The following is an 18,632-nucleotide window of genomic DNA, read 5'->3' on the forward strand; positions in this document are numbered from 1 at the left end:
CACCTCCCTCCGCAAGTCCTTCGTTCGGCCTCCTGAAGTCGCGAAGATCAAGATCAAAATCAAGATCAAGATCAAGATCAAGATCAAGATCTACAGCAACAGCCCAAAGTAGAAATGACCAGCACAGTACAGTTATCCCTTATTTTTCCCATTGACTGTACCGCCCACTCACTCCGCATAATCCTCCCATCAATCCTGGAGGTGGCATGCCCAAAAAAGTCCTGGTACTGGTAGAAACCGTCGACGATTACCTCCCCCTGCTGGAGCAGTCCGGTTATCACCTGATCCGCGCTCAATCCCCCAAGCTCCGCGCCCAAGCCATCGAGCAACGGGGCGCGCAGATCGACGCCGTGCTCACCCGTGGCCCGCTCGGCCTCACCGCCAGTGAAATGGCCGCGTTGCCCAAATTGCAGATTATCTGCGTCATCGGCGCCGGCTACGAGCAAGTCGACCTGCCCGCCGCCGCAGCGCGCGGCATCACCGTGACCAACGGCGCCGGCGCCAATGCAGAAGCCGTTGCAGACCACGCCATGGCCATGCTCCTGGCCCTGCTGCGCAATATTCCCCAGGCAGACGCCAGCACCCGCCGCGGCGAATGGCAGCGCGTCATCAGCCCGTCGGTGAGCGGCAAGCGCCTCGGCATCGTCGGCCTGGGCGCCGTCGGGCAGGCCATCGCCAGGCGTGCCCAACTCGGTTTTGCCATGCCGGTCAGCTATCACAGCCGCAGCCCCAAGGCCGATCAGCCCTACACCTGGTTCGACAGCCCCGAACGCCTCGCAGAGGCCGTCGATATTCTGGTGGTGGCCACGCCAGGGGGTGCCAATACCCATCACCTGATCGATGCCAGCGTGCTCAAGGCACTGGGCCCGCAGGGTTACCTGGTCAATATCGCCCGCGCCAGTGTGGTCGACACCCAGGCGCTGGTTACTGCCCTGCAAAGCGGCGCGCTGGCAGGTGCTGCAACGGACGTATTCGATGATGAGCCCCAGGTGCCTGATGCCCTGAAGGCACTGCACAACACCGTGCTCACCCCCCACGTAGCAGGCCAGTCGCCTGAGGCCGCGCGGGACACCGTGGCCCTCGTGCTGCGTAACCTGCAGGCATTTTTTGCCGGTGAGCCTGTGTTGACACCCGTTCGCCCGTAACCCTGACACAGAAAGCCGCCTGGTAGCTGCCGGGCCATAAGGAGCGTGTCCATGCAACTCGAAATCTTCCAGGTCGATGCCTTCAGTGCCGAACCGTTCGGGGGCAACCCGGCGGCCGTCATCCCGCTTGAACACTGGCTGCCAGACCAGGTGCTGCAGCGTATCGCTGAAGAGAACAACTTGTCCGAAACGGCGTACTTCGTACGCAATGGCGAGGGCTTCGACCTGCGTTGGTTTACCCCCACCGTGGAAGTGGACCTTTGCGGCCACGCCACCCTGGCGTCTGCCTATGTGCTGTTCGAGCAACTGGGTGAACCCGCCCAGGTGCTGCGCTTCAATACCCGCAGTGGCGAGTTGCGGGTCACCCGGGGGGACGATGGGCTGCTGGCCATGGACTTCCCCGCCAAACAGCCCGCAGCCGCAGAAATGCCTGCAGGGTTGCTGGAGGCACTGGGCCTGCACCAGGCGCTGGCGCTGTACCGCAGCGATGACTACGTGGTGGTGATCGAAGACCCATTGCTGCTGGACGCGCTGCAGCCCGACTTCGTCGCGCTGTCGCGCTACGATGTGCGCGGCATTGCCGTGACTGCGGCGGGGCGGGGGTTCGACTTCGTTACCCGTTGGTTCGGGCCGCGGGTGGGCGTGAATGAGGACCCGGTGACAGGCTCGGCGCACACCTCGCTGGCACCGATCTGGGCCGAGCGCCTTGGCAAGCAGCGACTCACCTGCGAGCAGGGCGGGGCGCGCAAGGGCCAGCTGCATTGTGAGGTGCCGGGCAATGGCCGGGTGATCATCAGTGGTCGGGCGGCGCTGTACCTGCGCGGTACGGTGTTTGTCTGACACGCCTGCGCATTCGCGTGCCGGCGATGGGCTGCCGGGCCTGAGGCTATACTGGCTTCTTTGTCTTTTTCGGGGAGTGCATCATGGCTTTGGAAACGTCCGGCAGCTGCTTGTGCGGCGCCACCCGGTTGAAGGTTTCGTTTGACCATGCCGATGTCAGCGCCTGCCATTGCAGCATGTGCCGCAAGTGGACCGGCGGCCCGCTGCTGGTGGTGCATTGCAACCAGCCGCCGGCGTTCGAGGGCCTCACCCCCGGTGTTTACGATTCGTCAGACTGGGCGCAGCGCGGGTTCTGCAGCCAGTGCGGTACACACCTGTTCTACAGGCTCAGGGCCAACGACAGCTACGCGGTGCCGATCGGCCTGCTGGATGGCGAGCTGAACTGGCAGTTCAGCCTGCAGATCTTCATCGAGCAGAAACCCGGTTGGTACTGCTTCGCCAACCAGACTACATCCCTCACCGGCCAGCAGGCCTTCGAACAGCTGGGCTGATGCCGGCGTGCGGGCTTGCCAAAGCGCTGCAATCCTGAGAAAAGGGCGGCTTTGTCTTTCTGATGGAGTATGCCCGTGAGCCAAGAACTGCAGATCACCGACCTGGTAGAGGGTGATGGCAAAGTCGCCGTCAAAGGCGCGCTCATCACCACTCAATACACCGGCTGGTTGGCCGATGGCAGCGAGTTCGATTCTTCCTGGTCCCGTGGCAAGCCGTTTCAGTGTGTCATCGGCACCGGGCGTGTCATCAAAGGCTGGGACCAAGGGTTGATGGGGATGCGTGTGGGCGGCAAGCGCAGGCTGCAGGTGCCAGCCCACCTCGCCTATGGTGAACGCACACTGGGCGCCATCCCGCCACACGCCGACCTCACCTTCGAGATCGAGTTACTGGAAGTGCTCACGCGGGACGACTGAGCCCCACCAGGCAACAACAGGTTCACCTGCCAGACACAAATGCGCAACAGCAGGTGTCTACTCTGGGCCTTGCCTAGGGAACGGCATTCACGCTCAGGGAGGAACCAAACGGGTTCGGGGCACTCTGACCCTCACCCGTTGCCATGGATGGCAATCACGCTCAAGGCGGCCTGCAACAGGCCGGGTACTGTGTCGGGTGCAACCGATTGTTCTGCCACACAGGCCTTGAATTGATGAAATTGCCAGCTTTCTTCCGCCGCCGTCGCCACCCGTTGCTGCTTGGCCTGCTGCTCACGGCAGTGGCCGTGCCGTTGACGCTGGAGGCGCTCGACAGCAGGGCAGAACCTGTGGACGGTACCCAAACCCTGGTGTTTCTGCGGCATGCCGAAAAACCCGGTGAAGGCCTGGGCCAGTTGAATTGCCAGGGGCTGAACCGCGCGCTTGACCTGGCCACGGTATTGCCTGCGCGTTTCGGTAAAGCCGATTACGTGTTCGCCGCCAACCCCACGCGGCATGTGGAGGAGGGCAGCCAGGACAAGAGCTACAGCTATATCCGCCCGCTGATGACCATCACCCCCAGTGCCATTCGGCTGGGCTTGCCGGTGAATATCGATTTCAGCGCCAACGACACCGACGAGCTTGCCGACGAACTGCTGCGTGACAAGTACCGCAACGCGACCGTGTACACCGCCTGGTCCCATGGCTACCTGCCGGATCTGATCAATGCCGTCGCCGGCAAGGCGTTGGGTGAAAAGCGGGTGATCACCGAAGACTGGGAGGGTGACGACTTCGACACCCTGTATGTGCTGACCCTGACCTGGCATGACGGCAAGGCCAGCCTGCTCAGCCGTAACGTGCGCCAGGGCCTGAACGACGGCGCCGAAAGCTGCCCCAGCTGATTTATTGCCCAGGGCAGTACCGCAACGGGGTCAGCGGCCCAGGCGCATCGGCCAGCCCACTACCTTCTTGGCCCTGGGCGTGGCGTAGGTGCGTACTTTCGATGTGCTCAAGCCCATGCGCACCAACGCCTCGGCGACCGTCACTGCCGCACTGACGCCATCCACCACCGGTACCCCGGTGCGTTGGCGGATCTGCTCGTCCAGCCCGGCCATGCCGCCACAACCCAGGCAGATGACCTCGGCCTTGTCTTCACGCACGGCACGTTCAGCCTGCTCGACAATGGCCTCCACGGCCCGCTGCGGGTCGGCTTCCAGCTCCAGCACCGCCATGCCGCTGGCGCGCACCGAGGCGCAGCGGTCATACAGGCCCGACAGCTTGAGGCGGTCTTCGATCAGCGGCACCGTGCGGTCCAGTGTGGTGACCACCGAGTAGGCATGTCCCAGGTACATCGCTGTACTGGCCGCCGCGTCGGTGATGTCCACCACCGGCACGTTCAACAACTCCTGCAACCCTTCACGCCCGTGCTCACCGTAGCCGGCCTGGATCACCGCATCATAGGGGCCTTCGTAGGCCAGTACCCGGTCCATTACCGCGATGGCGGCCAGGTAGCTTTCGAAATTGCCTTCCACCGATTCGGCGCCGAACCAGGGGGTGAGCCCGATGATCTCGGTGCCGGGTGCGGCCACCGCGCGTGCCTGCTCGGCGATGGCATCGGTGATGGCTTCTGTGGTGTTGACGTTGGCGATAAGAATGCGCATGGGCAGTCCTCCCTGTTCAGTGGCTGCTGTGGTCGACGGCGATGCATTCGCCGCTGACATCGTGATAGTGACGGTTGCGTGGGGCAATCAGCAGGTAGATGGCAGCGGCAATGCCTGCGCCGATCAGCCAGGAGAACGGTGCCACGCTGTGGAAATGGGGTACCAGGGCCAGCACGATGGCCAGCAATGCGGCAGGCAGGAATGCCGCGATGGCACGCAGGTTGATGCCCCGCGTGTAGTGATAAGCGCCGGCCGGGTCTTCGCTGTAGAGCTGCGGCACGTTGATGCAGCCTTTGCGCAGCAGCCAGTAGTCGGACATGATCACGCCGTACAGCGGTCCCAGCAGGGCGCCCAGGCCAGACAGGAAGTACACGATCACCAGCGGGCTGTTGTACAGGTTCCAGGGCAGGATCAATACCGCCAGGGTGGCGCTGATCAGCCCGGCGCGGCGGAAGTTGAGGTGGCGCGGGGCCAGGTTGCTGAGCACGAAGGCCGGCGCCACGAAATTGGCCATGATGTTCACCGCCACGGTAACGATCAGGAATGCCAGGCAGCCGAGTACCAGGAACGCGGTGCTGGGGATGGCGGCCACGATCTGGGTGGGGCTGTCGATGATCTGCCCGTTGATCTGGAACTGGGCACCGCACAGCACCACCGTGATGACGGCGAACACCAGAATGTTGACCGGCAGGCCCCAGAAGTTGCCTACGCGAATGGTTTTGCGGCAGGGCGAAGACCGGGCGAAGTCGCAGAAGTTGAGCACCAGCGTGCCGTAGATGGCCAGCCACAGCGCGCCGCCGGCAAAGATGTTGCGCCACATGTCAACGCCGGTCAGCGGCTCGGCAACCGACCAGGCAATGCGGGCATCGGCCTTGATGTACATGAACACGGCCAGTGAAGCGACCGTCAGCAAAATCACCGGCCCGGCGAACCCCTCGTAGCGGCGCACCATCTCCATGCCGTAGGCCAGAATGACCAGTTGCACCAGCCAGATGGCCACGAAGCACACCCAGCCCAGGCTCGACAGCCCCAGAATACTGTCATGGTCGTAGGCCGCCAGTTGCGGCCACACGGCGCTCAACAGCACCCGCAGCACCACTGACGCCAGGTACGTCTGTATGCCGAACCAAGCGATGGCGATCACGGCGCGTATCAGGGCGGGGATCTGCGCACCATGGATACCGAAGGCAATCCGGCTGATGACCGGGAACGGAACGCCTGTCTTCTGCCCCATGTAGCCCGACAGGTTCATGAAGAAGTACACCAGTGCCGCACCAATGGCCAGTGACATCAGGATCTGCCAACCCCCCAGGCCCAGCGCAAACAGCCCCATGGCGAAGGAATAGTTGGCGATGTTGTGCACGTCGTTGGTCCACAGGGCGAAGATGCTGTAGCCACCCCAGCGGCGCCCGGCGATGCGGGTTGGCGCCAGGTCGCGGTTATGCAGGCGTGGGCTGAGGCCGAGGGCTAGTGCGGGGTCGGGCTGTGTGGTGGTGGGTTGGGTGCTGGCGACGGACAGTTCAGGGGCAAGGTTGAGGCTGCTACTCATTCCGGCGGGCTCCTGATGCACGCAGACTGCGATGAGCGGGCATGCGCACGGGCTGGCCTTCTCGTCGGTGCAGCGTTGGCATCACAGGGTTCTGGGCGCGGCGGCCAAGGGTGAGTCGGCGTCGCGGGTTATTGTGTATTTATGTTTTGTCTAATTTGTATACAAAACATGAACACACAAAAGCGAGTTCCATGCCAAGCCTTGTTGAGTCAGCCACGATCGAAGAGATCAGTACGGATATGATTTTGTTAACTATCTGAATTTATTTAGAAATATTTAAATAGACAGATAATTCTTAAATTTCTCAGAGCTGAACTAGTTGATCATTTAGTCAGATTTTAAACGGTTCTGCCTGTAACGTAATGGTGCGCAAAGACACTAAGTGCACACAAAAATGGCACTTATGGTTACGTTTATGTGTACAAAATTTAGTCTGCGGTCGCCGGGGCAATTTTCCTGTAGCAGGCCAGTGGCTGTAGAATGGCGTTTTTCCCTGTTCGTGACTTTCAATGACCTCGCCGATCCACACCCTTGAGCAACACCTGCTTGCCGCCCTCGACCCAGCCCCACAAGAAACCCGCCGCCTGTTCCATGGCCGTGGGCGCTGCTGGCCGGGCCTGGAACAGGTCACGGTGGACTGGTTGCAGGGCGTGCTCTCGGTGGCGTTGTTTCGTGAGCCGCCCGATGGCCAGCTGGCAGAGCTGGAGGCCATGCTGCTGGCGCTTGCCAAGCGGCCGCAGTGGGTCGGTGAGGCCATTCTTGTTCAGCATCGCTATCTGCCCGACAGCCCCGGCCAGTGGTTGGTGGGTGAGCCTTGCCAACAGCGCGAGGTGGTCGAAGACGGGCTCACCTACTTGCTGGACCTGGGCGTGCGCCAGAACAACGGCCTGTTTCTGGACATGCGCTACGGGCGGCAATGGGTGCGCGAGCAGGCCGGTGGCAAGCGTGTGCTGAACCTGTTCGCCTACACCTGCGGTTTCTCGGTTGCGGCCGTTGCCGGCGGGGCTGAGCAGGTGGTCAACCTGGACATGGCCAAGTCGGCGTTGTCCCGCGGGCGTGAAAACCACCGGCTCAACGGCCACGATGCGTCGCGGGTGGCGTACCTGGGGCACGAACTGTTCAAGTCGTGGGGCAAGGTACGCAAATACGGCCCCTACGACCTGGTGATCATCGACCCGCCCACCTTCCAGCGCGGCAGTTTCGTGCTGACCCAGGATTACGCGAAGATTCTACGGCGGTTGCCAGAGCTGCTGACGCCGGGCGGGACGGTACTGGCCTGTGTGAACGACCCGGCGATAGGGCCGGAGTTCTTGATTGAAGGGATGGCGGTGCAGGCGCCTAGCCTGGCGTTTGTCGAACGCCTGGCAAACCCGCCTGAGTTCCCTGATGCGGATTCGGCGGGCGGGCTGAAGGCCCTGGTATTTCGTCAGGCGTAGTCGCGGGGAGGGGCGCCGTGGGGCATCGCGAGCAAGTGCGGGCGAGGCCGAACTTGTTCGCGAGACCAGGGTGCCGCTTACTGGTTGGTGTAGATCTGGTCAAACACCCCACCATCATTGAAGTGGGTCTTCTGCACTGTGCGCCAGTCACCAAAGGTTTTCTCAACCGACAGGAAATCCACCTTCGGGAACCGGTCGGTGTACTTGGCCAGCACGGTTGCATCACGCGGGCGCAGGTAATTCTGTGCGGCGATTTCCTGTGCAGCAGGTGACCACAGGTACTTCAGGTATTCCTCGGCCACAGCCTGGGTGCCCTTACGGGCTACCACCTTGTCCACCACGCTCACCGGTGGCTCGGCTTCAGCCGAAACGCTGGGGTACACCACCTCGAACTGGTCGCGGCCAAATTCGCGGGCGATCATCTCGGCCTCGTTCTCGAAGGTGACCAGCACGTCGCCAATCTGGTTGGTCATGAAGGTGGTGGTTGCCGCGCGGCCACCGGTGTCGAGCACTGGCGCCTGCTTGAACAGCTTGCCCACGAAGTCACGGGCCTTGGCCTCGTCACCGCCCTGCTTGAGCACATAACCCCAGGCCGACAGGTAGGTGTAGCGGCCATTCCCGGAGGTTTTGGGGTTGGGCACGATCACCTGCACGCCATCCTTGAGCAGGTCGGGCCAGTCTTTCAGCGCCTTGGGGTTGCCTTTGCGTACGATAAACACGGTTGCAGAGGTGAACGGGGCACTGTTGTTCGGCAGCCGGGTTACCCAGTTGTCGGGCACCAGTTTGCCATTGTCGACCAGGGCATTGATGTCGGTAGCCATGTTCATGGTGATGACATCGGCCGGCAGCCCGTCGATCACTGCACGCGCCTGCTTGCTCGAACCGCCGAAGGACATCTGCACGTTGACCTTCTCGTTGTGCTCCGCCTCCCAGTGCTTCTGGAAGGCGGGGTTGTAGTCCTTGTAGAAGTCGCGCATCACGTCGTAGGAGACGTTGAGCAGGGTCGGTGCTGCCTGGGCGATGTTGCCCAAGGCAAGGCCGGCGGCGAGCAGCGAGGCGGTGAAGAGCTTTTTCACAGGGCGTCCTTGTTGGCGGTAGGGTGTTGGCACATTGCCTGCGACTATAGCGGCTGGCGATGTTGCCTTTAAAGAACAAAAACGCCTTTGGTTATGCCCGGCTGCACGGTTTTATCGCGGGGTAAACAGCTGGCTGCCACAGCGCGAGCAGAACGCTGCATTGTGCTCGTGGGTGGGTTTGCTGCAGGCAGGGCAATCGTGCTGCAACTGCTCGCCACGCATGGCGTTGGCAAGCTCCGCAGTGAAGATGCCGGTCGGCACTGCAATGATCGAATAACCGGTGATCATCACCAGCGACGACAGCACCTGCCCCAGGGGTGTTCGCGGCACGATATCGCCGAAGCCGACCGTGGTGAGGGTGACAATGGCCCAGTAGATGCCTTTGGGAATGCTGGTAAAGCCATGCTCCGGCCCCTCGATCACGTACATCAGCGTGCCGAACACGGTGACCAGCGTCGATACGCTGACCAGAAACACGATGATCTTCTGCTTGCTGCCGCGCAGGGCGGCAAGCAGGTAATTGGCCTGCTTGAGGTAGGGCCCCAGCTTGAGCACCCGGAAGATCCGCAACATACGGATGACCCGCACGATCAGCAGGTACTGGGCGTCGCTGTAGTACAGCGCAATGATACCCGGCACGATCGCCAGCAAATCGACCAGGCCGTAGAAGCTGAACGCATAGCGCAAAGGCCGGGGCGAGCAGTACAGGCGGGTGAGGTATTCGCACAGAAACACCGCAGTGAAGCCCCACTCCAGGGCCGCCAGCAGGCCGCCGTAACCCCGGTGCACCTCGTCGATACTGTCGAGGATCACCGTGACGAGGCTGGCGAGGATGATCAGCAGGAGCGTTTTGTCGAAGCGCCTGCCGGCGACCGTGTCGGTCTGGAAGACGATGACGTAGAGGCGTTCACGCCAGGATTGCGGGGTGGGCATAAGGCGCGGGTCCTTAAAGCAAACACCAAGATTAGAGGATCTGCCCCATACACGGCAACGCAGCGCCAGAGGCGCTCTAAAAATGCCAGTTTTGTACCGTTGCGGGAGCTGTTACTAATGGCTCCGCGGAGTTCACAGGAGCACGTCAATGGTCAATGCTTGCGTTTCGCCTCGGCTCGCCAGGGCCTACACCGTCTATGGTTACCAAGGCCAGACATCAGGCAGGACGTGGCTTGGTTACACCGGTCAATACCTGGATCGCCGAGTACAAGGCTACCCGCTGGGGGCTGGGCACCGTTATTACAGCCCCGCCTTGATGCGATTCGTCAGCAGCGACGTCCATAGCCCGTTTGGTAAAGGCGGGCTGAATGCCTATGTATATTGCCTAGGTAATCCTGTGGTTCTGAGTGATCCAACTGGGCAGGCGCCTGTGGGGTCGAAACCAATTGGGCAGGCGCCTGTGAGGTCGAAATTTGAAGGCTTGTGGACCCGAACCCCTCAACAGACATCAGCACCTTCCGCAGTTCCATTATCAAAGGGCAGTGTCAGCCTTGTGAGCGGCAGACCTCAGGTCAATATTGCTCCAGGCGATGTTTTGAATATGCTGAAAAAAGGGAAATTGGTCCAATCGGAAGGCAAGATCAGCCTTGAGTTTCCGTTAGGGAGCGTGGCGCAGGGCTTGGAAAACTCCACGCTTAGAATCTCTCCCACGGAGACCACCGTTACCGTTCCAAACGTAGACGCGATCAAGACCGCCGTCTCAGCAGCGACGACGAGACCCGCGGATGGCACCGTGGCTCTGCAGCTGCCTGTGGGACTAGTGCTGCAGTCTGTAAAGAGTGTGTCCCGGTATCAGGTAACCTGTCGGATACCCAATCTAGACCTGGCCAAAGAGGTTGTACGGCAAATACGCCAATAGCCTGTCGCGAGCTACGGGCTGGCAATTTGGGCAGATCGTCCAACCGAAGAGCCCGCATGCATAAGCCAGCATGCCATGACGAAAGGCGCGGTCAGTGGCGCAGTTGGCAGTAGCTTCCACAGTGACTGCAGCGTTACTGCCACGGCGATTGCCGTCAGCGTGGCCAACGGCTTTTCCCCCTGGCGGCTGAACGCCAGTGCCGCCAGCGCCGCATTGAACCCATAAAGGCCCAGCCAGGCTGCCTCCTGCTGCTCGGTGATCAGTGCTACGCCACCGCCGATTGCCGAGCCGATCACGGCCCACAGGGCAGCGTAGGGGTGCGCGATGAAGAGGCCGAGGATGATCAGCAGCCCGGCCAATGGCTGGTCGAGCAAAAAGATTTGGCCCACGCCACGCGCCAACCCGTACAGCGGGCCGGCCTCGACAGGGCCGCTTGGCGCAGGGCTGCCAACCAACAGCACGGCCCAGCCCAGCAGCACGAAGGGGGCGGTGTAGGCGACCAGCAGCTTGCCGCCACGCTTGCGCCATTGGTGGGTGATGATGCTGGACAGCCCCGCCGCGGCGATGATCAGCGGTGGCTGGATGACCGACCAGGGCAGTACCGCACTGATCAAGATGCCGATGAGCACGCCGTTGTAGCTGTACAGCCCGGCCTGGCGGTCGGCACGGTCGTAGCCACGGGCCTGTGCGGTCATCAGGCCGGCCAGGGCGCCAAGCAGGGCGCCGCCGACCAGCCCGGGCGCGGTGAGCAAAATGGCCAACAGGCAGCACAGGCCGCAGGCAGGGCTGCGCAGCAGCAGCACCTGGCTGAAGCCGTTGAGCAGCGCCGTGGCCCAGTCGGGGCACGGGTTGACGAAATGTTTTGTGTACATGGGCAGTCAGCAAGGTTGAAAGAGAAGCGGCGGGCCTCTTCGGGCCTCGATTTGTCCGCAGTCAGGTGCACTGGCCTAGATCAAGCTCTCGATCCGCAGCGTGTTGGTCGACCCGGGCTTGCCGAACGGCACCCCGGCCGTGATCAGCAACGTATCACCCCGGCTGGCCATGCCTTGTGCCTGGGCGATTTCAAGGGCGGTGGACACCACCTCGTCCACTTGGCGCAACCGGTCATTGACCACCGAATGCACGCCCCAGGTCACACTCAGCCGGCGCGCGGTGGCGTGGTTGGGGGTGAGGTTGAGAATGGGGGCGCGGGGTCGCTCGCGGGCAGCGCGCAGGGTCGAGGCGCCCGACTCGCTGTAGTTCACCAGCACCGCCACCGGCAGGATGCCGCTGATGCGGCGGATGGCGCAGCTGATGGCGTCCGACACCGTGGCCTCGGCCTTGGGCCGGCCGACGTCGAGCTGGGCCTGGTAGTCGGGGCCGTTTTCCACCTGGCGGATGATTTTGCTCATCATCTGCACGGCTTCCATCGGGTAGTCGCCCGACGCGGTTTCTGCTGACAGCATCACGGCATCGGCGCCTTCGGCCACGGCGTTGGCCACATCGGTGACCTCGGCCCGGGTAGGGGCCGGGGAAAAGCGCATTGACTCAAGCATCTGGGTGGCCACCACCACCGGTTTGCCCAACTGCCGGCAGGTGTTGATGATGCGCTTCTGAATCTGCGGCACGCTCTCGGCCGGTACCTCCACCCCCAGGTCACCGCGGGCCACCATGATGGCGTCGGCCAGTTCGGCGATGGCTTGCAGCTGTTCCACCGCCGACGGCTTCTCGATCTTGGCCATCAGGTAGGCCCGGTCGCCGATCAGGGCGCGTGCTTCGGCGATGTCCTGAGGGCGCTGCACGAACGACAGCGCCACCCAGTCCACGCCCAGCTCCAGGCCAAAGGCCAGGTCGCGGCGGTCCTTCTCGGTCAGCGGCGAGAGGTCGAGCAGCGCCTGGGGTACGTTGACCCCTTTGCGGTCGGAAAGCTCCCCGCCGGCCAGCACTTCGGTGTCGATGGCGTCGTGGTGCTTGGCGGTGACCCGCAAGCGCAGCTTGCCGTCGTCCAGCAACAGGTCCATGCCGGGTTCCAGCGCGGCAATGATCTCTGGGTGCGGCAGGTTCACCCGCTGGGGGCTGCCGGGTGTGGTGTTCAGGTCCAGGCGCAGGGCCTGGCCGCGCTGCAGGTACACTTTGCCGTCAGCGAAGCGACCCACCCGCAGCTTGGGCCCTTGCAGGTCCATGAGGATGCCCAGCGGGTAGTTCAGCTGCTGCTCCACATCGCGAATCCACTGGTAGCGCAAGGCGTGGTCGGCGTGTTCGCCGTGGCTGAAATTCAGGCGGAAGATGTTCACCCCGGCCTCCACCAGCTGGCGCACGTCGTCGATGGTCTTGATTGCCGGGCCGAGGGTGGCCAGTACCTTCACTTTCTTGTCGGGCGTCATGATGGGTTGCTCTCGAGAATCAGGATGGCGCGGAAGTCGTTGACGTTGGTGCGGGTCGGCTCGGTGACGATCAACGCATCCAGCGCGGCGAAGTAGCCGTAGCCGTTGTTGTTGTCCAGCTCGTCGCTGGCGCACAGGCCCAGTGCCTGGGCGCGGGCATGGCTGCTGGGAGTCATCAGCGCACCGGCGTTTTCTTCCGACCCGTCGATGCCATCGGTATCGCCGGCCAGGGCATACACGCCCGGCAGGCCTTTGAGGCTTTCGGTGAGGCTGAGCAGGAACTCGGCGTTGCGCCCGCCGCGGCCGTTGCCCCGTACGGTGACGGTGGTTTCGCCACCGGACAGGATCACGCAGGGTGCTTTGAGCGGCTGGCCGTGCTGGATGATCTGCCGGGCGATGCCCGCGTGCACCTTGGCCACCTCACGCGACTCGCCTTCGAGGTCGCCCAGGATCAGCGGGCTGAAGCCCGCCTGGCGGGCCTTGACGGCCGCGGCTTCCAGCGATTGCTGGGGCTTGGCGATCAGTTGGAAATGGCTACGTGCCAGGGCCGGATCATCGGCCTTGACGGTTTCTGATGCGGGGTTGTTGAGCCAGTCGATGACGGCTTTAGGTGCATCAATGGCGTAGCGCTTGAGGATGGCCAGGGCATCGGCGCGGGTGCTCGGGTCGGCCACGGTAGGGCCGGAGGCGATCACCGTGGCCAGGTCGCCTGGCACATCGGAAATGGCATAGGTGTACACCGTGGCCGGCCAGCAGGCCTTGGCCAGGCGTCCGCCCTTGATCGCCGAGAGGTGCTTGCGCACGCAGTTCATCTCGCCGATGGTGGCGCCGGATTTGAGCAGCGCCTTGTTGATCTGCTGCTTGTCGGCCAGTGTCAGGCCCTGCGCAGGCAGGGCCAGCAGTGCCGAGCCACCGCCAGACAGCAGGAAGATCACGCGGTCGTCTTCGTTGAGGTTGCTGACCAGGTCGAGCACACGCTTGGCCACGGCCAGGCCGGCAGCGTCGGGGACCGGGTGGGCGGCTTCGACCACTTCGATCTTCTGGCAGTTGGCCCCATGGCCGTAGCGGGTGACAACCAGGCCGCAGACTTCGCCCTGCCAGCACTGCTCGACCACTTCGGCCATGGCGGCTGCGGCCTTGCCAGCGCCGATGACGATGACCCGGCCGGTACGGTCAGCGGGCAGATACGGCTCAAGGACCTGGCGAGGGTGGGCGGCGGCGATGGCTGTGTCGAACAGGTCGCGGAGAATTTTTTGCGGATCGACCGACATGGCAGGCTCCCAATTATTGTTGTTTTGCACAATCAAAAACGCCCCTGGAAGTGCCTCCGTGCAGGGCGAACCAGGGGCGGGTGTTGCTCGGTTTCACGGGCCGGCCCGTGATCGCAGGCCAACCAGCGTGTGCTTCAATCGCGAGCTTTGCTCGCTCCTACGGGCCTTATGCTGATCCGGTAGGAGCGAGCGCAGCTCGCGATGAGGCCGGTAGGTTTTATTGCTCTTCGCGAATCGAGAAATTGGCCATGTGTTCCAGGCCCTTGATCAGCGCCGAGTGGTCCCAGTTGCCGCCGCCCAAGGCCTGGCAGGTGTTGAACACCTGCTGGGCATTGGAGGTGTTGGGCAGGTTGATGCCCAGCTCCTTGGCGCCCTGCAGGGCCAGGTTCAGGTCTTTCTGGTGCAGGTTGATGCGGAAGCCCGGGTCGAAGGTGCCCTTGATCATGCGCTCGGCATGCACCTCGAGGATCTTCGACGACGCAAAGCCGCCCATCAGCGCTTCACGCACCTTGGCCGGGTCGGCACCGTTCTTGGCAGCGAACAGCAGCGCTTCGCTGACGGCCTGGATATTCAGGGCAACGATGATCTGGTTGGCCACCTTGGCGGTCTGGCCGTCGCCGTTGCCACCGACACGGGTGATGTTCTTGCCCATGGCTTCGAACAGCGGCAGTGCGCGCTCGAAGGCTTTCGGGCAGCCCCCGACCATGATGCTCAGGGTGGCGGCCTTGGCGCCGACTTCACCGCCGGATACCGGGGCGTCCAGGTAGGCGGCGCCCGTGGCTTTGATCTTGTCGGCGAATACCTTGGTGGCGGTGGGAGAAATCGAGCTCATGTCGATGACCACCTTGTTCGGGCCCACGCCTTCGGCTACACCGTTTTCACCGAACAGCACACTCTCCACCTGGGGGGTGTCAGGCACCATCACAATGATGAACTCGGCTTCCTGGGCCACTTCCTTGGGGTTGGCCAGGGCCACTGCGCCCGCTGCCAGCAGGTCGGCCGGGGCGGCGTCGTGGTGGGTGGAAACGAACAGGCTGTGCCCTGCTTTTTGCAGGTTCTGGGCCATGGGCTTGCCCATGATGCCGGTGCCGATGAAACCGATTTTAGCCATGAGAAATTACCTCTTTTGTATTTATTGAATCTCGGTAGAGCACGCGATGCAGGCCCGGCCCTCAGATCGCGTTATGGGTTTTCAGCCAGCCCAGGCCGGCTTCGGTTGTGGTTTTGGGCTTGTACTCCGCGCCCACCCAGCCTTGGTAACCGATGCGGTCCAGGTGCTCGAACAGGAAGCGGTAGTTGATCTCGCCGGTGCCCGGCTCGTGGCGGCCGGGGTTGTCGGCCAGCTGGATATGGTTGATCAAGGGCAGGTTGGCCTCGACGGTGCGCGCCAGGTCACCTTCCATGATCTGCATGTGGTAGATGTCGTACTGCAGGAACAGGTTGTCGCTGCCCACCTCGGCCTGGATGTCCAGCGCTTGCTGGGTGGTATTGAGGTAGAAGCCCGGGATGTCGCGGGTGTTGATCATTTCCATGACCAGGCGAATACCGGCGGCCTTGAGCGTGTCGGCGGCATAGCGCAGGTTGCCCACAAAGGTGCTGCGCACGGTGGCGCAGTCCGTGCCTTGCGGGCGAATGCCGGCCAGGGCGTTGACCTGGGTGTTGCCCAGCACCTTGGCGTACGCGATGGCCTTGCCGACACCGGCCCGGAATTCCTCTACCCGGTCAGGATGGCAGGCAATGCCGCGCTCGCCTTGTGACCAGTCGCCGGCGGGCAGGTTGAACAGCACCTGGGTCAGGCCGTTGGCGTCCAGTTGCTGCTTGATGTCGGCAGCGCTGAAATCATACGGAAAAAGGTATTCGACACCGCTGAAGCCGGCGTCGGCGGCGGCCTTGAAGCGGGCCAGAAAGTCCAGTTCGGTGAACAGCATGGACAGGTTGGCGGCGAAGCGCGGCATGGTGTGTCTCCTTGCGTAAAAGGCCCCCGGCAGCAGCCGGGGGGCGTGCGGCATTCAGTCCAGCAGCGAGATGGCGGTGGGCGCGTCATTGCCGACCAGGGCCAGGTCTTCGAATTCGTTGACCGCGTTGATCTCGGTGCCCATGGAAATATTGGTCACGCGCTCGAGAATCACCTCCACCACCACGGGCACGCGGAACTCTTCGGCCATTTTTTGTGCCTTGAGCAGGGCTGGGGCGATGTCGCCCGGCTCGAATACGCGCAGCGCCTTGCAGCCCAGGCCTTCGACCACCGCGACGTGGTCGACGCCGTAGGTGGCGGCGTCGCTGGCGTTGATGTTCTCGAACGCCAGTTGTACACAGTAATCCATGTCGAAGCCACGCTGCGCCTGGCGGATCAGCCCCAGGTAGGCGTTGTTCACCAGCACGTGGACGTAGGGCAGGTTGAACTGCGCGCCCACGGCCAGTTCCTCGATCATGAACTGGAAGTCGTAGTCGCCTGACAGCGCCACCACCTTGCGCTGAGGGTCGGCCTTGACCACGCCCAACGCGGCAGGGATGGTCCAGCCCAGCGGGCCGGCCTGGCCGCAATTGATCCAGTGCCGCGGCTTGTACACATGCAGAAACTGCGCACCGGCAATCTGCGACAGGCCGATGGTGCTGACGTAGCAGGTGTCCTTGCCGAATACCTGGTTCATTTCCTGGTAAACGCGCTGCGGCTTCACCGGCACGTTGTCGAAGTGGGTTTTGCGCTGCAGGCTGGCTTTGCGCTGTTGGCAGTCTTCAAGCCAGGCCTTGCGGCATTTGAGCTTGCCGGCGGCTTGCCACTCGCGCGCCACCTCCAGCAGTTTGTCCAGCGCCAGGCCTGCGTCCGAAACGATGCCCAGGTCGGGGGTGAACACGCGGCCGATCTGGGTCGGCTCGATGTCGACGTGGATGAAGGTGCGGCCTTCGGTGTACACGTCCACAGAACCGGTATGGCGGTTGGCCCAGCGGTTGCCGATACCGAACACCAGGTCGGACTTCAACAGCGTAGCGTTGCCATAGCGGTGCGAGGTCTGCAGGCCGACCATGCCGACCATTTGCGGGTGGTCGTCGGGCAGGCTGCCCCAGCCCATCAGGGTGGGGATGACCGGCACGCCGGTCAGCTCGGCGAAGGTCACCAGTTTGTCGCTGGCATCGGCATTGATGATGCCGCCGCCAGCCACCAGCAGCGGGCGTTCAGCGTCGTTGAGCATGGCCAGGGCTTTTTCCGCCTGTATGCGGGTGGCCGCTGGCTTGTGCACTGGCAAGGGTTCGTAGGCATCGATATCGAATTCGATTTCGGCCATCTGCACGTCGAACGGCAGGTCGATCAGCACCGGGCCCGGGCGGCCGCTGCGCATTTCGAAGAACGCCTTCTGGAAGGCATAGGGCACCTGGCCCGGCTCCAGCACGGTGGTCGCCCACTTGGTCACCGGCTTGACGATGCTGGTGATGTCCACGGCCTGGAAGTCTTCCTTGTGCAGGCGGGCGCGGGGGGCCTGGCCGGTGATGCACAGAATCGGGATGGAGTCTGCGCTGGCGCTGTACAGGCCGGTGACCATGTCGGTGCCGGCAGGCCCGGAGGTACCGATGCATACGCCGATGTTGCCGGGGTTGGCGCGGGTGTAGCCCTCGGCCATGTGCGAGGCACCTTCGACGTGGCGAGCGAGGACGTGATCGATGCCACCGACTTTTTTCAGGGCCGAATACAGCGGGTTGATGGCAGCCCCGGGGATGCCGAACGCGGTCTCTACACCTTCACGGCGCATGACCAGAACGGCTGCATCGATTGCTCTCATTTTGCTCATGATTTGTGCCTCATCGATTTTGTAATTGTATACAACTTTCTATGCGATTCAGTGTATTCATGCCTGAGTCGCCAGGTCAATGGGTTTTCATCGGGTAAGGAAACTTTGGATGAAGCGCCCGTGCACAAAGGGCTTTGCAGGAATGCCTAGGATTGATCAAAAATATTGTATACAAAAATATTCTTGGTTGTGTTCTATTTGATTCTCGGTTTTCCACTGCCCCCAGGGCGTCTCACAATAAGAAGAGGACCTTTGCATGAACGCTTTGAACCTGAAAGTCGCGGTCAGCCTGGTAGAGGCTGCGCTGGCGGCAGGCCGAACCGTCAACGCAGCGCCGTTGACCGTTGCAGTGCTGGATGCCGGTGGGCATGTGCTGGTATTGCAGCGCGAAGACGGTGCCAGCCTGTTGCGGCCTGAGCTGGCCACGGGCAAGGCCTGGGGCGCCATTGCGCTGGGCAAGGGCTCACGCTTGCTGGCCCTGGACGCCCAGCAGCGGCCGGCGTTTTTTGCGGCGCTCAATGGGCTGGGCGAGCGCCCGGTGGTGCCGGCGCCGGGGGGTGTGCTGATACGTGATCAGGAGGGCAGGGTGTTGGGAGCGGTGGGGATCAGTGGCGATACGTCGGACATTGACGAGCAGTGCGCCATCAGTGCCATCGAGGCGGTGGGGCTGCGGGCGGATGCGGGGGTGGTGGCCTGACCAGGGTTGGCCTGGGCTGGCCCCATATAACCGGGGGGGGAGCCACCCCACAAAC

The 18,632-nt window shown here is 62.8% G+C and carries 18 protein-coding genes; 8 read left to right on the forward strand and 10 right to left on the reverse strand.

Annotated elements, in window-relative coordinates:
- The first annotated feature begins 206 nt into the window (after nt 1-206).
- The 5 genes from IAE36_RS22335 to IAE36_RS22355 all read left to right on the forward strand — a co-directional run bounded on the left by IAE36_RS22335 (nt 207) and on the right by IAE36_RS22355 (nt 3,789).
- Nucleotides 207-1,145: a 2-hydroxyacid dehydrogenase gene (locus IAE36_RS22335; protein ID WP_201214818.1), complete on the forward strand. Its 939-nt coding sequence runs from the start codon at nt 207-209 to the stop codon at nt 1,143-1,145.
- 51 nt (nt 1,146-1,196) lie between these two features.
- Nucleotides 1,197-1,985, forward strand: coding sequence for a PhzF family phenazine biosynthesis protein (locus IAE36_RS22340; RefSeq protein WP_201214819.1), 789 nt, complete (start codon nt 1,197-1,199; stop codon nt 1,983-1,985).
- A gap of 83 nt (nt 1,986-2,068) precedes the next feature.
- A complete protein-coding gene (locus IAE36_RS22345) occupies nt 2,069-2,476 on the forward strand; it encodes a GFA family protein (protein WP_201214820.1) in 408 nt (135 codons plus the stop codon).
- A gap of 75 nt (nt 2,477-2,551) precedes the next feature.
- Nucleotides 2,552-2,890, forward strand: a complete 339-nt coding sequence (locus tag IAE36_RS22350) for an FKBP-type peptidyl-prolyl cis-trans isomerase (RefSeq protein ID WP_201214822.1) — start codon at nt 2,552-2,554, stop codon at nt 2,888-2,890.
- A gap of 233 nt (nt 2,891-3,123) precedes the next feature.
- Nucleotides 3,124-3,789, forward strand: a complete 666-nt coding sequence (locus tag IAE36_RS22355) for a histidine phosphatase family protein (protein WP_201214824.1) — start codon at nt 3,124-3,126, stop codon at nt 3,787-3,789.
- 30 nt (nt 3,790-3,819) lie between these two features.
- Here the strand turns inward: IAE36_RS22355 and IAE36_RS22360 are convergent, their stop codons facing one another.
- Both IAE36_RS22360 and IAE36_RS22365 read right to left on the reverse strand, forming a co-directional pair.
- Nucleotides 3,820-4,548, reverse strand: a complete 729-nt coding sequence (locus IAE36_RS22360) for an aspartate/glutamate racemase family protein (protein ID WP_028632123.1) — start codon at nt 4,546-4,548, stop codon at nt 3,820-3,822.
- 16 nt (nt 4,549-4,564) lie between these two features.
- Nucleotides 4,565-6,097, reverse strand: coding sequence for an NCS1 family nucleobase:cation symporter-1 (locus IAE36_RS22365; RefSeq protein ID WP_028632124.1), 1,533 nt, complete (start codon nt 6,095-6,097; stop codon nt 4,565-4,567).
- 509 nt (nt 6,098-6,606) lie between these two features.
- On the opposite strand from IAE36_RS22365, the gene IAE36_RS22370 reads away from it, so the two are divergent.
- A complete protein-coding gene (locus IAE36_RS22370) occupies nt 6,607-7,533 on the forward strand; it encodes a class I SAM-dependent methyltransferase (protein WP_201214826.1) in 927 nt (308 codons plus the stop codon).
- Nucleotides 7,534-7,610: 77 nt separating this feature from the next.
- Here the strand turns inward: IAE36_RS22370 and IAE36_RS22375 are convergent, their stop codons facing one another.
- On the reverse strand, nt 7,611-8,609 hold the full coding sequence (locus tag IAE36_RS22375; RefSeq protein WP_028632126.1) for a sulfate ABC transporter substrate-binding protein: 999 nt from the start codon (nt 8,607-8,609) through the stop codon (nt 7,611-7,613).
- A gap of 111 nt (nt 8,610-8,720) precedes the next feature.
- Complete coding sequence (locus IAE36_RS22380; RefSeq protein WP_060483543.1) at nt 8,721-9,542, reverse strand: ion transporter; 822 nt, start codon at nt 9,540-9,542, stop codon at nt 8,721-8,723.
- 148 nt (nt 9,543-9,690) lie between these two features.
- Here IAE36_RS22380 and IAE36_RS22385 point away from each other — a divergent pair, with 148 nt between their 5' ends.
- Entirely contained in the window at nt 9,691-10,461 is a 771-nt protein-coding gene (locus tag IAE36_RS22385; protein ID WP_201214828.1) for an RHS repeat-associated core domain-containing protein, read from the forward strand.
- A gap of 11 nt (nt 10,462-10,472) precedes the next feature.
- On the opposite strand, the gene IAE36_RS22390 is transcribed toward IAE36_RS22385, so the two are convergent.
- The 6 genes from IAE36_RS22390 to gcl all read right to left on the reverse strand — a co-directional run bounded on the left by IAE36_RS22390 (nt 10,473) and on the right by gcl (nt 17,880).
- Nucleotides 10,473-11,333, reverse strand: coding sequence for an urea transporter (locus IAE36_RS22390; protein ID WP_201214829.1), 861 nt, complete (start codon nt 11,331-11,333; stop codon nt 10,473-10,475).
- 75 nt (nt 11,334-11,408) lie between these two features.
- Entirely contained in the window at nt 11,409-12,824 is a 1,416-nt protein-coding gene (gene pyk, locus IAE36_RS22395) for a pyruvate kinase (RefSeq protein WP_201214831.1), read from the reverse strand.
- A complete protein-coding gene (locus tag IAE36_RS22400; RefSeq protein WP_201214833.1) occupies nt 12,821-14,095 on the reverse strand; it encodes a glycerate kinase type-2 family protein in 1,275 nt (424 codons plus the stop codon). Before IAE36_RS22400 ends, pyk begins: the two co-directional genes overlap by 4 nt.
- 217 nt (nt 14,096-14,312) lie before the next feature.
- Complete coding sequence (locus tag IAE36_RS22405) at nt 14,313-15,206, reverse strand: 2-hydroxy-3-oxopropionate reductase (RefSeq protein WP_201214840.1); 894 nt, start codon at nt 15,204-15,206, stop codon at nt 14,313-14,315.
- A gap of 61 nt (nt 15,207-15,267) precedes the next feature.
- Nucleotides 15,268-16,050 carry a hydroxypyruvate isomerase gene (hyi, locus tag IAE36_RS22410; RefSeq protein WP_201214842.1) on the reverse strand — a complete coding sequence of 261 codons (783 nt, stop codon included), beginning with the start codon at nt 16,048-16,050 and terminating at the stop codon, nt 15,268-15,270.
- Between the two features lie 54 nt (nt 16,051-16,104).
- The gene (gene gcl, locus IAE36_RS22415; RefSeq protein ID WP_201214843.1) at nt 16,105-17,880 is read right to left on the reverse strand and encodes a glyoxylate carboligase; all 1,776 of its coding nucleotides are present in this window, start codon (nt 17,878-17,880) and stop codon (nt 16,105-16,107) included.
- A gap of 256 nt (nt 17,881-18,136) precedes the next feature.
- On the opposite strand from gcl, the gene IAE36_RS22420 reads away from it, so the two are divergent.
- Complete coding sequence (locus tag IAE36_RS22420; RefSeq protein ID WP_028632134.1) at nt 18,137-18,577, forward strand: GlcG/HbpS family heme-binding protein; 441 nt, start codon at nt 18,137-18,139, stop codon at nt 18,575-18,577.
- Nucleotides 18,578-18,632: the final 55 nt, after the last annotated feature.

The sequence above is a fragment of the Pseudomonas sp. S36 genome, from assembly GCF_016647875.1.
GTDB lineage: Bacteria > Pseudomonadota > Gammaproteobacteria > Pseudomonadales > Pseudomonadaceae > Aquipseudomonas > Aquipseudomonas parafulva.